At 45.2% G+C, this 14873-nt stretch carries 10 protein-coding genes; 5 read left to right on the top strand and 5 right to left on the bottom strand.

Going from position 1 to position 14873, the window contains the following annotated elements; translation table 11 throughout:
* The first annotated feature begins 146 nt into the window (after positions 1-146).
* Positions 147-527, top strand: coding sequence for an NADH:ubiquinone oxidoreductase (locus AC3CIA_RS16060; protein ID WP_488519230.1), 381 nt, complete (start codon positions 147-149; stop codon positions 525-527).
* Positions 528-707: 180 nt separating this feature from the next.
* Here the strand turns inward: AC3CIA_RS16060 and AC3CIA_RS16055 are convergent, their stop codons facing one another.
* Positions 708-1052, bottom strand: coding sequence for a YajD family HNH nuclease (locus tag AC3CIA_RS16055; protein ID WP_017060876.1), 345 nt, complete (start codon positions 1050-1052; stop codon positions 708-710).
* 283 nt (positions 1053-1335) lie between these two features.
* On the opposite strand from AC3CIA_RS16055, the gene yghU reads away from it, so the two are divergent.
* From yghU to AC3CIA_RS16040, 3 genes are all read left to right on the top strand, one after another.
* Positions 1336-2193, top strand: a complete 858-nt coding sequence (gene yghU, locus AC3CIA_RS16050) for a glutathione-dependent disulfide-bond oxidoreductase (protein WP_017064768.1) — start codon at positions 1336-1338, stop codon at positions 2191-2193.
* A gap of 276 nt (positions 2194-2469) precedes the next feature.
* Complete coding sequence (locus AC3CIA_RS16045; protein WP_488519229.1) at positions 2470-6954, top strand: SslE/AcfD family lipoprotein zinc metalloprotease; 4485 nt, start codon at positions 2470-2472, stop codon at positions 6952-6954.
* A 143-nt stretch (positions 6955-7097) separates the two neighbouring features.
* The gene (locus AC3CIA_RS16040; protein WP_019825803.1) at positions 7098-7421 is read left to right on the top strand and encodes a DOPA 4,5-dioxygenase family protein; all 324 of its coding nucleotides are present in this window, start codon (positions 7098-7100) and stop codon (positions 7419-7421) included.
* Positions 7422-7586: 165 nt separating this feature from the next.
* Here AC3CIA_RS16040 and fruA read toward each other — a convergent pair whose 3' ends face one another.
* Genes fruA through fruB form a run of 3 tightly spaced genes read right to left on the bottom strand, consistent with a single transcriptional unit; the run spans position 7587 to position 11465 of the window.
* Complete coding sequence (fruA, locus tag AC3CIA_RS16035) at positions 7587-9329, bottom strand: PTS fructose transporter subunit IIBC (RefSeq protein ID WP_019825805.1); 1743 nt, start codon at positions 9327-9329, stop codon at positions 7587-7589.
* Positions 9330-9344: 15 nt separating this feature from the next.
* Positions 9345-10322, bottom strand: coding sequence for a 1-phosphofructokinase (gene pfkB / locus AC3CIA_RS16030; protein ID WP_019825807.1), 978 nt, complete (start codon positions 10320-10322; stop codon positions 9345-9347).
* Positions 10323-10331: 9 nt separating this feature from the next.
* Complete coding sequence (gene fruB, locus AC3CIA_RS16025) at positions 10332-11465, bottom strand: fused PTS fructose transporter subunit IIA/HPr protein (protein WP_019825809.1); 1134 nt, start codon at positions 11463-11465, stop codon at positions 10332-10334.
* Between the two features lie 374 nt (positions 11466-11839).
* On the opposite strand from fruB, the gene cra reads away from it, so the two are divergent.
* Entirely contained in the window at positions 11840-12844 is a 1005-nt protein-coding gene (cra, locus tag AC3CIA_RS16020) for a catabolite repressor/activator (protein WP_488519228.1), read from the top strand.
* A gap of 68 nt (positions 12845-12912) precedes the next feature.
* On the opposite strand, the gene AC3CIA_RS16015 is transcribed toward cra, so the two are convergent.
* Positions 12913-14703 carry a bifunctional protein-serine/threonine kinase/phosphatase gene (locus AC3CIA_RS16015; protein ID WP_488519227.1) on the bottom strand — a complete coding sequence of 597 codons (1791 nt, stop codon included), beginning with the start codon at positions 14701-14703 and terminating at the stop codon, positions 12913-12915.
* Positions 14704-14873: the final 170 nt, after the last annotated feature.

The raw sequence follows: 14873 nt of genomic DNA, 5'->3' as shown, positions 1-14873 counted from the left end.
GTTACAGTTGGTTTTTGTTAGCACCTTTGCTTACATTTTGTTCGATTTGAGGGGTTGTGTTGTCCGTGAAAAGTGGGAAAATAGTACGCAAACAAAGATTCCAAATTTGAAAGGATGCGTTTCCAACTTATGGTGAGGCGAGTATTATGAAACTGTTTTTAATTCTATTGATGTCAATTTCTGGTGGTTTAGCGGCAGCTGACCATATTCACTCTTTCTTATTCGGCTTCTATATCGCTGCGTTGGCGGTGGGTAGTTGTTACTGGCTTGCATTCCGCAGCACACGCTTCCCACAGTTGGCTTTGATGCTATTAATGTGTGGCTTCTTCGCGAAAATTGCAGTGACTGTTATCGGTGTTTCTTGGGGTATCTCGAACGATATCATTCAATCGCCGTTCATTTTCTCATTGTCATATCTGTTCTTCTTAGTGGTCGTGTCTTACATTTGGTTTGCGTACCGCGATAAACTGACGATGAAAAAGCGCGCTAAACAGGTAGAAGAGTCTCGCAAACAAGCGGCTGCGTAATTCGATTTGATTCTTAAAAAGCCTTCTTCGGAAGGCTTTTTTGATCCTGCCTATCTGAACTCTATTATTTGGTTATGACGGCAGATAAAAGAAACCCCAATATGGTGACATACTGGGGTTTCTTATTATTTATCTATTATCTAGCAGTTACCATCTACCAAAGGCAACTCTGAAGGTGTGTTACTTCTTCATCATCTTAGCGAGATCGGCGAACGGGTTGTGTGTCGCTGACTGATGATCATCTAAACTCGCTTTTGCATCCACACCATAACGCTCATGGTCAGTGTATTTTGAATGCTCATGATCGTGACAGTACAGGCACAGTAGCTCCCAGTTGCTGCCATCTTCAGGGTTGTTTGTATGGTCGTGATCCACGTGGTGAACGGTAAGCTCTCGGAGGTTTGAGTAAACAAATTCACGCGCACATTTACCACAAACCCAAGGGTACAGTTTTAATGCTTTTTCGCGGTAGCCTTTCTCTTGGCGAGCATACGCTGCACTCGAACCTGTGAAATCAGAAGACATTGCCAAATCCTTATCAATTGTAATATCCCGATTTTATCACAGCTTTCTTGAAGCTGTCGGTATGTCGTTCGTAAATCATTGTTAAATGATGCGGGGGATTTTCCGATATTAGACTGAAGTTTGAATACGGACTTATCTTTTACACACTAACGCTTAAGCGGGTTATGTCTTTCTGGAATAAGCCATGCTTAACAGTTTGAAAATAAATCGTATTCAGGGGTTTTAACCGCAGACATGTGACCTAATATCAGTTTGTGAGACCCTATATTAATAAGGAAATATCATGTCAGAACAATACACTCCGCCAAAAGTTTGGGTTAACGATACTGCTGGTGGTAACAAATGGGCAAACATCAATAGTCCTGAATCTGGAGCTCGCTTTGATAAAGAGCTTCCTGTTGGTGACCATGCTTTTCAATTGTATTCTCTTGGCACACCTAACGGTCAAAAAGTCACTATTTTGCTGGAAGAGTTGTTAGCGGCGGGTGTTAAAGAAGCTGAATATGATGCGTACTTGATCAACATCGGTGAGGCTGATCAGTTCTCTTCTGGCTTTGTTGGCGTGAATCCAAATTCTAAAATACCAGCACTTGTCGACAAGTCTGGTGACGAAGACGTTAATGTTTTCGAATCGGCATCTATCTTGATGCATCTAGCAGAAAAATTTGGTCACTTCTTACCAAAAGAAGGGGCAGCAAGAACACAAACCATTAACTGGTTGTTCTGGGCACAAGGTTCTGCGCCATTCCTAGGTGGTGGCTTTGGTCACTTCTACGCTTACGCGGATGAAAAGCAAGAGTACCCAATTAACCGCTTTGCGATGGAAGCTAAACGTCAGCTAGATGTGTTAGACAAACAGCTCGCAAATAACACATTTGTGGCGGGTGACGAGCTAAGCATCGCTGATATCGCGATTTGGCCTTGGTATGGCAACCTTGTGCTAGGCAAAATCTACGATGCAGCCGAATTCCTGCAAGTAGAGTCCTATACCAACGTCGTACGCTGGGCGAAGCAGCTAGAAGCGCGCGAAGGCTTCCAACGCGGCCGAGTGGTTAACCGTTCATTTGGCGAAGAGTGGGAGCAAGTACCAGAGCGCCATTCTGCAGAAGACATTGACCGAGTTTTAAAGCTTAAGCCTTAGTTCTTTTTTGAACGTGTTTTTGGCAGATATACCCTATCGGTCTTAATGTTAATGGCTAATTGAAACGCCATATCTCAATCGAGATATGGCGTTTTTCCGTTTTAAGGTAGGGAGAGGTTTTGCAATTGGAATGAGAGTCTCAATTATCATTTTGTTTATCTTATTCAATCGCTTATGAGAAATGGTCTTTGTGGTTAAGACAAAAAACAATAGTCATCGAGATGGAGTAAATCTATAAGATAACGGTCCACTTAAAATTACGATCAACTTCGCTCAATGAAAAAAAACTTAATTGCGCTGGCTATCATATCCGCGGCTCTTTCCGGGTGTAATCACGATTCACTAAGCTATAGTGACGGCCCTGATACGGTTCCTCCAACAGACATTATTCCACCAACGGATATTGTTCCACCGACAGATATTGTTCCACCAACGGATATTCTTCCGCCGACTGACATTATTCCACCAACAGATATTATCCCCCCAACAACTTACATAGGTTCACTGTTGTCGAGTGGGGCGTTTGTGTCTGGAGATGTATACTGTGACGGCGTTCATCTTGAAAACGGAACGTTCAGTGTTAAACAAGGCGTGAGTTTTAGTTGTACCTTGGGTCACCTTACTTTAGGTGATTTCACTGCTCCTTTCCCTGAAGTTACAGAAAGCACGATTTCAAATGATGCGCTTCATGCGGCATTTGAGTTGACAGAATTACATGGAGACAACGTTACTAAGGTACTCGAATCAATTGATGTTTGTGAGACTGAAAGTGCTATCTGTTTAAAAGAACTGGATGCTTTTGATATTGAAGGTGTGTTCTCGCAACTTGATGATCAAGATGCTGTCGATGCGTACTTTTCATCGAAAGAAGAAGAGTCTACAGATGAAGTAGGTAAGGCTCCTAGTTCACACGTAGACACAACAGTTGTTCCTGCGGTTGATCCTAATGCGGACAATAACCTTAACGCTGGTTTTGTCTCTGCAGATGCAGAGTCGACTTATGCTTACAAGCCAAGTGTTGAAGGAAAGGTATTAACGCGCAGTAAGCTAACAGACGAGAATGGTAAACCAATTTCCGGGGTCAGTTTCTTTTCAGCTAACGCGACAGGTGTAACTGATGAAGACGGTGGATTTGAGTACCTATGGGGCGACAGGATTGCTTTTGGTATCGATACGTTTGAGTTTGGTTATATCACTGGTAACCAGTTAGCCTACAAATTGTCTGATGTGACTAATAATGTGGTTGAGAAAGCGAATATCCAATCTTTGATTGAACGTTATGCTGTTGATCATGTGAGTCACTATGAGATCTCTGAAGAGGTTCAGGATACGTTCTCAAAGTACCCGAATGTTATTAACGAACTGATTAACCTAACTCTGCCAAACGGTGGGGTAATAGAAGGTACTGACTATGAACTTCCTAATGAGTTTGTTGTTCAGTTTAGCCAAGGGTTAACGGCTGTAATCGACGAGGAGTTACGTCAAACACCTCTGTTTATGGATTATGTGCGCCAACCTGTGATGCTATCTATGGGTTCTGGCCACTATGTTACAGAGTCTCTGCAGCAAATCTTCCACAACGTCACCAAATTCCATGTCTTCAATGACAATGGTAGCTTTTACGGTGCGACGGGGTATACCCGTGGTATGCGAGCTCTGAACATATCGAACAGAGCATTCCCTGTGGTGATGCCAAGAACTGATAAAAACCGTGAGCTTTACTTTGGTGAGCAACAGGCTTGGACTCGTGAAGGCAAACCTTACATCGCACAACACCCAAGCATCTCGATGCCTCCGATTCCTTTAGTCTCTGAAGACAACGCGACTTATGGTTTTCCATTCGTTACAGCAGGCGAGATAGGCAAAGGTAAAGTCGTGTTCATGGGTAATGGCTTATACCCAAGTATTCTGTCATGCCCAGAAAATTATTGGGCCAATCGAACATTGCATATCGATAGCAACAAACAACAGTGCACTGTTTCGACGTTCGAAAACCTACTGCATGATGACCAAGGCAGTATGAGGTTGTTTTTCTCGAACTTGTTTGAGTGGTTCAATAATGGTCTGCCTATTGCTGGGATGAATGCAGTCACCAATATTGACCAAGCTTATTCGGCTTATCACCACTCCACAATGGGTAAGCAGTACACGTTTTTTGTTAGTCCTCAGTATGGTTTTGCATCAGTAGAAAAGCGTGGTTCAGGTGACTTTGATGGTTTAGATGCGAGTACTACGCCGATTTTGATCCTTCAGGCATATCCTCCTAAGTTGGTTCAAGATGGCATGACTAACCAGTTTGTTGCTGACTTGGATAACCCAAACTTAAGCCAAGACGATATTACCGCTCTTATCAACTATGTTAATAACGGTGGCAATATCTTATTTATGGATGCGATTCAAACGACAAACCCTGAACCTATTGGACGCTTGGCGGATGCCGCTGGTGTTTCACTAGGTGGTGAAAACGTTACGCCGACAAACCAAGCTTTCTGCGGCAGCTCTTATTATTGCCAAGCGCCGTATCCAAATCTTCACGTGAAGAGCGAAAAGGAAATGGTGGTTCTTGAGCGTTTTCAAGATAACCAAGGAGAGCCTCCATTCACGGTAAATCAAGATGGTACGGTTGAGTGGATCAAAGATGAGTCCAAAATCAAGTTTGAAATCCCGACTTATGAGGTTACTAAGTTAGGCCCTGAAGGGAAACCAGTGCTTGATGAGTCTGGCGTACCAGTCATGGAGACCAAATCCGCACGTATTCTTGTTGAATCGGCAGAAGAGCGTGAAGCGGCGATCAAAGAACTGCAGTCGGCATTCGTTGGCACTAAGCTTTGTAAGAACGAGTATGAATACGAATTTAACTGTATAGAGACTCGTTCTGGAGACGGCATCACTGTTCGTGGTGCTTATCATAGAGCCGATTTCGACCGCTATGAAGTGAGTAAAACCGTTGTCGACAGTATGGTGAAAGCAGCGAACTTGGGTTCTAACTTTACAGCGCTTTACGAGCACGAGATTTACTATCGCACGAAGGGCACTCAAGGTAAGCGTCTGTCTAACAGCGAATTGAATCAAGCGTTTGATAACCTGTCTGTTTGGATGTGGAATGACAACGCATACCGTTTTGAAACAGATATACAAGATGAGTTGGGGTTCAAGCAGGCTGTTCAGTTCCTAAACTGTTATACCGAAGACTTACATCAAACAGACACAATTGATGCACAGTGTCCTGTTGACCTAAAAGCGTCGTTAGTCGCTAATGGAATGATTCATGGCGAAGGTGAGTTATCTGGGCAGTTGAATCCTAGCTATCCATTAAATTACATGGAGAAACCTCTGACTCGTATTATGTTGGGGCGCTCATTCTGGGATCATGAAATCGTTGTTGATACCACAATGTATCCGGGTCGAACTTCGGGGGCATCTTCGTCAAGTACGGTAATGGTTCAGACCAACGGTAAAGCGGTGACGTATTCGGCAGGAAACAATCAATCGACAGGTCTGTGGGCACCTCAATTACAAGAAGTAACCATTCAAGATGGCGTGGCAGCTACGATTACTGTGATGATCGCGGATGATCTTACAGGTAAGCCGAATCACGAAACGAGTTTGAAACGCCCTCCACGTATGCAAACCAGCTTTGACTACAATGGTTCGAGCTTAACTTTCAAGGTTCCATATGGTGGCCTTATTTACATTCAACCGAAAGTAAAAGAGCTTGGTGAAGTCTCGTTTAGCATTGATGGCGCGTTAAAAGCGGCTTGGTGGAAAGAGGGACAGTGGATTAACACTATTCAATCGGCAGACGCACCAATTGCAGAAATCGATACGGGTTCATTTATTTACACTACACCAATCAGGAATCTAGAATCCGCTGATTTGAACCAATTCGCAACAGATATGAATCGATTCGCTGAAGCGGCAAGTGACTTCTACGGGCGTGATGAGAAACAAAGCACTGGTTTACACCGTAGGTTCACTTATCCAGAACTGAATGCGTTCCGCCATCGTTTTGTGAATGACGTGCAGATTTCGATTGGCGCTGCTCACTCTGGCTACCCAGTGATGAATTCAAGTTTTAACGCAAATCGGACATACATTCCAACCAACCCTGTGAACGATTGGTTGTTGTGGCATGAAGTTGGTCACAACTTAGCATCAGCTCCTTTCCTTGCGGCTGGTAGTACAGAAGTGACCAATAACCTTCTTGCGTTGTATATGCAGGAGTTAGAGGGACGCAATGCAAACCCTGAAATGGATCGTATTAAATCGGATATTAAGAAAGCACCTAAATGGCTAGAGCTTAATAATGAACATGCGTGGTCACATGGTGATGCAGGTTTACGATTAGTTATGTTTGGTCAGCTAAAAATCTGGGCAAAATCGAATTTTGCAATTGATGATTGGTATACACGCGGCGCAAGCCAATCTGATGTGTATGGTGAAGATGAAGGCTGGAACATGTTCAAACTTATGCACCGTAAAGCTCGAGGTGATAGAGAAGGCGACTCGAATACTAACTATTGTAGCGCTAGCGAGACTGGGCTTTCTGGTGGAGACCTAATGATGGTGTGTGCTTCTTATGTTTCGAACTATGATTTAAGTGACTTCTTTGTTGCTTGGAACGTAGGTGAAACCTCCATGACTAATGCTGACGGTTCAAAGTCTTACAGTGGAGGCATCAGCGATAAAGGTCGTAGTTTGGTAGAGCAATTAAACTTGCAGAAGCCAAAGAATAGTCCTTTGAAGATCGACTCTATCTAATAGGGACAACCTTTGTTTACACTGCCTATTGCTTGAATTAAACGCCACACTTCACTTTAGTGTGGCGTTTTTACAGCCATAAAAGAGATCTATGCGAAAAAGCAGGTTAAACTGCGCCTATCATAATTCTAAAGGATGGTGCCATGTACCACGGTCATATCTATTTCCCTCTGCGCTTTGCAGAGCAAGCAGAAAAACTGCGTCAGAAAATTCTATCAGAACGTAAAGATGTGTTAGAGACTTTCCCACTAATACAGCGTTTGGTTGGCCCGCATAAGATGCCGATGTTTGAGATTCACTTTGCAAACAAAGAGTCGGGTATTGTTGAGTGGCTTGATCAAGAGCGCGGCGATATGTCGGTGCTTATTCACCCAGTCACAGGCGGTGAAGAAACGCTAGACCACACAGTACGTGCGATTTGGCTTGGTCGTGAGCTAGGTGTGTTTGAAGATACGCTGACTAGCTAATCAAATATACCAATATTGCACTTAACTCATTCCGACCGGAAAATACATGAACAATAAAAAGGCTCCTCAAATGAGGAGCCTTTGTTTTAGGGAGCCGTTTTACCAAGAAACCGGTTATCAAGAGCCTCTGGTTATCGGGCTGAACCGTTAACCAGAGTAGGGGGATTAAGCCTCTGCTGTTGCCTTAGAGTCGCTCATCTTTTTAAGCGCAGCGTAACCGAAACCAGTTACAGCTGTACCCGCTGCAATCGCCACTAGGTACATAAGTACTGGAGAGATAGCACCAGGAATCAGTAGTACGAATAGACCGCCGTGTGGAGCCATTAGCTGAGCACCAAACATCATTGATAGTGCGCCAGTTAGTGCACCACCTGCCATACAAGCTGGGATAACACGCATTGGATCTTTCGCTGCGAATGGGATTGCACCTTCAGAGATGAAACATAGACCAAGAACGAATGATGCTTTACCCGCTTCACGCTCGCCTGCTTCAAACTTGTCTTTCACTAGGAAAGTCGCAAGGCCCATACCTAGAGCTGGAACCATACCTGCTGCCATGATTGCTGCCATTGGTGCGTAAGTTTGCGAAGCCAGTAGACCAACACCGAACGTGTAAGCGGCTTTGTTTACTGGACCACCAAGGTCGAAACACATCATTGCGCCTAGAATCACACCCAGAAGAATCGCGTTAGACGTTCCCATGTTGTTTAGGAAAGTCGTCATTGCGCTCATCACGCCAGAAACAGGGCCACCCACGATGTAAACCATCACAAGACCAGTGAACAAACTCGCGATAAACGGAATGATCAGGATTGGCTTGAGGGCTTCCATGGATTGTGGAAGTTGAACCTTGTCGGCAATGAATTTCGCTGCGTAACCGGCAATGAAACCCGCTGCGATACCACCAAGGAAACCTGCGCCTGTTGAGCTCGCCAACATACCGCCGATTAGACCTGGAGCCAGACCCGGACGGTCAGCAATCGAGAATGCAATGAAACCAGCAAGAACAGGAATCATCAGTGCGAACGCAGAACCACCACCGATAGTCATCAATGCTGCTGCCAGTGTGCCTTCTTCTTTAAACGCTTCGATACCGAATACGAAAGAGAGTGCGATGATCAAACCACCCGCAACAACCACAGGAAGCATGTGCGATACACCTGTCATTAGGTGCTTGTACACGCCTTTCTTCTCGTCAGCAGGCGCTGAATTAGAAGAAGCTGTGTGTTGGTATGGTTTAGCTTCTGCGAATGCTTTTTCCATCTCTTGCTTTGTTTTCTTCAAAGCAGGACTTGTCGTTGTTTTGTACAGTGCTTTACCGTTAAAACGATCAAGAGGGACGTCGATATCGGCAGCGATGATAACAAGATCAGCGTCTGCGATTTCTTGGTCAGTCAGTTGGTTTTTCGCACCTACAGAGCCGCGAGTTTCCACTTTAATTTGGTGACCTAGGCGTTTGCCTTCTGCTTCAAGCGCTTCAGCTGCCATAAAGGTATGTGCAACGCCAGTTGGGCAAGCCGTAATCGCTACGATCTTTTTGCTGCCTGTTGCTGGAGAAGTACCAGTAACTTGGATAGATTCTTCAATTTGAGAAGCGTCCAGTACTGTTGCTTCTGCTACCGCTTTCTCTAGAAATGCTTTTGCATCCGCTGTGCACTCAGAGATAGCCGCTTGGTACACTTTCTTACCGACAAAGCGTGCTTTATCAACGTTTGTGTTGGCTGCGATAACCACAACGTCGCTGCTGTCGATAGTGTCTTGCGATACGGTTGAGTCTGGTAGCACGCTTGATTGACATTCAATAGCGGCGTTCCAACCCAGTGCTTTTGTCGCTTGCTCTAACAAGCCTGCGGCGATGATGCTGTTTGCTACGCCACTAGGGCAAGCTGTGATAATGGTAATATTCATAATAAACCTTTTGTCCTATTTGCTTGTGTCTAACTGGCTAGTTGGAGCACTAAGCGACTGTAATTGGATATTTTGTAGTACTGATTCCAGCTCTTGTTGGCTGGTGATGCCCACGCCTACCTGTGAAACTGCTAGAGCAGATAGGGCAGTGGCGAATTTAATAAGTTCTGGTTTTGGCATCTGTTGCATGTGACCCCAACACAGGCCTGCGACTAATGTGTCACCTGCGCCTACTGTGCTTACCACTTGCATACGCGGCGGTTGAGCATGTAGCCATTCACCTTGGTTTAGCCACATCACGCCTTCTGCGCCAAGTGATACCACGATGTTGTCGATGCCTTTTTCACTCAGAACTTGGCCTGCGTGTTGGCATTGGTCACGTGTTGTCAGTTCGGCATTGAATAGCTGAGACAGCTCTTCATCGTTTGGCTTAATTAACCAAGGTTGTGCATTGATACCGGCTTTAAGTGCGTCACGGCTGCTGTCAAATAGCACCTTCTTACCTAAATCGTGTAAGCGTTGAACCCAAGAAGCGCAAAGCTCAGGAGAGATACCTTGTGGCAAGCTGCCTGCAATGACGAAATAATCGTGCGTTTCAGCAAGTTCTAATAGGGTTTCTTCGAACGCTTTAATCGCGTCAGCATCAACAGGAACACCTGGGAAGTTGATGTCGCTTACTTGGCCTGAATTCTCTACCAATTTCACGTTAATGCGAGTTGCGCCATCAACACGGATGAAGCGGTCAGTTGCGCCCATCTCTTCAAACAGTTGGCAGAACGCTTCTTCGTTATTGCGACCAAGGAAACCTGTTACGGTCACTTTCGCGCCAAGCTCTGAAAGAACTTTTGCGACGTTTACGCCTTTGCCCGCTGCATGCAGAGAGCCTTTGTTTACTAGGCTAACTGAACCTACATTTAGTGCGTCGATAGCGCCTGTCAGGTCTAGAGCAGGGTTAAGCGTTACGGTAACGGCTTTGATTTGTTTATCAGACATATCGACTCCTTAACCTTCGCCAAGGCCTGAAGCGATAGCTTTACCTATCGATTCAAGTGCTTGTGCTGCATCGTCACCTTCAGCAACAAACTGAAGCTGGTGGCCGTGTTTAACGCCAAGTGCGATGACTTTCATCAAACTCTTCGCGTTCACTTCTTTTCCGTCGCCATCTAGGTTTGAAACGCGGATTGTTGATTCGAATTTCTTCGCTTCAGCAACCAACATTGCACCTGGACGAGCGTGTAGGCCGTGTGCGTTTTTGATTTTGAATACTGCGCAGTTGTCATCGTCTTGAGACGCTGTAGAAACCGCTTCACCTTTTAGAAGGCCAATCACTTGTGCGGCATCAGCAGTTAACAGTTGTTGCTGTTTACCTTCGAAAACCATCTTGCTTAGGTTTGCCAGAATAGATTGGTGTGCGCTGTTACAAGCGGCGAATGCTACCAATGCTTTCACTGGTGTGCCTTCGTATTCACAATGGTTCGCTGTTGAAACGAAAGATACGCCAGTACGTGTTACGCCTTTATCGCTGCCCAACAACCACAGGCCTTGGCCTAGGTGAGTCGGTGTTTTTGTTACTAGGTCAGCAACGAATGCGTTGTCTGTACAACCTGTGTTCTTAAGTAGGCCGCCTGCCACTGCCGACATTTGAACCATGTCGCTTGCAGGGAACAGTAGCTGAACTAAAGAAGCGTCTAGGTCTGCTTCTAGCTGAACTTCGCCGTTAAGTAGGGCGATGATTTCGTCTTCTGATTTCGCTTGCTTTAATTTCTCTTCAACGCCGTCAGCCGCTAGCACTTTCGTTAGTTGCTTAAGAATGCCTAAGTGCTCGTCAGATTTAGCTGCAATACCAATTGCTACGTAAACACGGTTGCCGTCTGCCCAATCAATACCTTCTGGGAAGTGGTGTACTGCAACGCCTGTCTCTTTCACTAGGTCACGAGTATCCGTCGTTCCGTGAGGAATCGCGATGCCGTTACCTAGGAACGTAGAGTTCTGGTTTTCACGGTTCAGCATTCCTTCAACGTAACCAGAGTCAACTAAACCTTTAGCTGTCAGGTCGCCAGCAATGTTTTGGATTGCTTTGAATTTGTCATCGGCCGTTTGACCAAGAGTGATGTCAGATTTTGATAATTTAAGCATGGTGCCTCTTTAGCGTATCGCTTGAGAATTTGTGTATCGCTACGATTCAGTCTAGAGCAATATTTGCCCGTTGCTTGCTCTTTGTTTTATCTTGGCTGAATCGGTTCAGCATTTAGTGTAAAAAAATTCAGCAAAGCCGATTTTGGTTTTCAAAATAGTTTTGCTGCGTGTCGTAATTTCAGTTTCGTTCATAACGAGAAGTTGAATCACAACAAATGACGCTCAATCCATACAAAAGGATGATTGAAGTCACTTTTCAGATTTTGCTGAATCCTTTCAGCTTTTATACTGAATCGATTCAGCATATAATTCAACTAATCCGAGGATCAGATCATTGGTTATATGATCCTACGCACAAAATACAGGTCACCCATATGACACTTGATGAAATTGCTAAATTGGCTGGAGTATCGAAAACCACGGCCAGTTATGTCATCAACGGCAAGGCGCAGAAATACAGAATCAGTGAAAAGACTCAGCAGAAAGTCATGGCGGTGGTAGACGAGTATAACTACCGTCCAGACCATGCTGCTTCGTCGCTGCGTGCTGGTAATAGCCGTTCATTTGGTTTGATTATTCCTGACCTAGAAAACAGCAGTTACGCGCGCTTGGCAAAACTGATAGAGCAGAACTCACGTAAAGTGGGCTATCAAATCCTGATTGGTTGTTCTGATGATGACGCCGAAACTGAACGCAAAGTAGCGGAAGCGTTGGTGAGCCGTCGTATTGATGCTTTGCTGGTGGCGAGTTCTATGCCAGACGCTAACGAGTTTTACTTGAAGTTGCAAAACTCGGGAACGCCTGTGATTGCGATTGACCGTCCGTTAGACGATGAACATTTTGCCTGCGTGATCAGTGAAGATTTCGAAGCCGCCTTTGAACTGACGCATTCAATTCTCGATGACAACATTCACAGTGTTGGTTTAATCGGCGCGTTACCTGACCTAAACATTTCGCGTGAACGCCAACTGGGTTTTGAAGCAGCCAACAAAGCGTATGCTCAGCAGGTTGGACTCTCAGAAAGCAAACCTACAATTGTGGGCTATGGTGAACACTTTGACAGAGAGTCTGGGCGTGCGGTTTTTGAAGAGTGGATTGCTAAAGGCACGGTTCCTGATGCGATTGTCACTATGTCTTACACCTTGCTAGAAGGTGTGTTGGATGTGATGGTCGAAAAGCCAGAGCTGATCAACCAAGTGAAGCTGGCGACCTTTGGTGATAACCGTTTATTGGATTTCTTACCTTTCAAAGTCCATTCACTGCCTCAGCAATTCGAAGTGATTGCCGACAGTGCTTTTGCACTTGCTTTGAACGCGTCAGCTAAGCGCTATCAAGCTGGTATTGAATTAGTGCCGAGAAGCTTAGTCAAACGAGGCTAGCATTCATTTAACAGTTAGTCAGAGCTTAACGGCTAGCTTTTGTTTAGTCGTTAGCCAGAGCTTAACCGTTAACTAGAACCAAGCAATAAGCCCATTTCTACAATGGCAACAATGCCGAGCAGCAAAGCCAACACTTTCCAAAACTGGATAGGGTTTCGGTTTATCAAAGGTTGTTTGGCTTTGCTTTTCACCAAGCTTTGGTTTGGTGTGTAAAGGTCTGCCACAAAATCCCCCAACACTTGATGGCGCTCGCTTGGCGATTCCGCGCAGGCTTTTTGTAACACCAAATCCACCCAAGCCGGTATATCAGCACGCTTTTGTGTGAGTGGTTGGTATTCCCACTGATGATGACGAGATTGCTTGAGCGATTGTGCAGTCATTTCAGAGTAGGGCAATGTACCTGTCAGCATCTCATAGCCGATCACTGCGATAGAGAACAGATCCGAGCTTGTGGTGGCCGTGTTGTGCTTAATGGTTTCCGGCGCAATGTAATTCACCGCGCCCAGTGGTGTCGAGTCTTGTTCTGTTTGTTCTCCCTCTTCAATACCTCTCACTAACACAGCCCCAAGATCGATGATTTTAATCTCGCCATCACGTTGAAGCATGATGTTTTCAGGTTTCAAGTCTCGGTGCACCATATCTGCACGTTGTAATACGCGAATGCCCTGTGTGATCTTTTCTAGTATGTCGCGCACTTCATTGAGTGACGGTTTTGGATTGTCGTACATCCATTGTCTCAGGGTGATGCCTTCTACCCACTCACAGATTTGATATAAGAATTGCGAGTGTTCTGGCGTCGGGTAGACCTTCATTACTTTCTTGTTGTTCAGCAGGATCCCTGCCCATTGTTCGTTAAAAAAGGTGCTCAATTGTGCGGGGCTATCGTGGTATTGAACCGACGGTACTTTCAAGACGAATTCGGTTTGTGTCTCTTTCTGCATCACACGGTATACATGGCTTCTTGAACCTGCATACAACACTTCAAGTACCATATAGTTGTCGATGCTTTGCCCAAGCTTTAAAGCGGGTGGGATAGCGCGCTTGGCAAGCTTTTCATGGAATTCAATAAGTGATGGTTTAGGAAGGTGACTGACCTGCACAATCAAGCAGCTCACGTTATCGGAACTATTGTAGCCTAAAGCGGCATTGCAGATCGTTTGTGCCGCGTATTCGAAATCCGCTCCTGGTTTGTCGATGTGATCCTTGAATGTGTTGGGCGAGACAAACTCGTGTACGCCATCAGATGTCAGGATAAAGCAGTCGTCTTTCTTAATAGGAAGCGTTTGATAGTCAACGTTGAGCTGATTATCCATACCTAAAGCTCGCGTCAGATAGTGTTTCTGTCCCATATTCTTGCGGGTATGGTCACGTGTCAGTTGGCGTAACTCGCCATCTCTCAATAGATAAATGCGACTATCGCCCACATGGAATATATGGGCGGTGTTGGATTTTAATATCACGCTGCTAAAAGTGGAAACGAGCGCATTGTGGTTCACTTGTTGTGCGGGATGAATATTAGAAACAGAAGTGTTGAAGAGCCAAGAATTGAGCGAGGTTAAGACCTTTTGCGCCGAGCGCTGAATGCTCCAGCTTTTTGGAGTGGCGTAGTAGTCATCAATAAACTGCATCACGCTGGTATGGCTGGCTTTTTGGCCATGTTCGCTGCAACTCGCACCATCGGCTATGCAGGCAACGCTCCCTTTTAACTCTTGCTCAGCGCGAGTTTTAGGGTGTTTTACAATGATGGCATCTTGGTTTTCATCACGAATGCCTTTATTTGAGTAACCACCAAACTTCAGCGTCATTTGGTTGTTTGACTCTGGCGTGATGACTTGTCCTTGGCTGAATGAAATTGTCATAACTGGTCTTCTTCTTAACTGCCGTCTTCTTAACTGGCCGTTTTCTCATCTGTTTGAGAGCACATCTGAGAAAGAACAAAAGCTCTAGTGAACTTAGAGCCTTTGAACGAAGCACCTAGCGTTGATGTATCTGCTAAGGTGCTTCTCCCGATTCAATAATATCAATGCTT

The organism is Vibrio sp. QJM3NY_27 (genome assembly GCF_057785955.1).
Note: the sequence above shows the minus strand (reverse complement) of the source record. Positions and strands in the feature narration are given on the sequence as shown.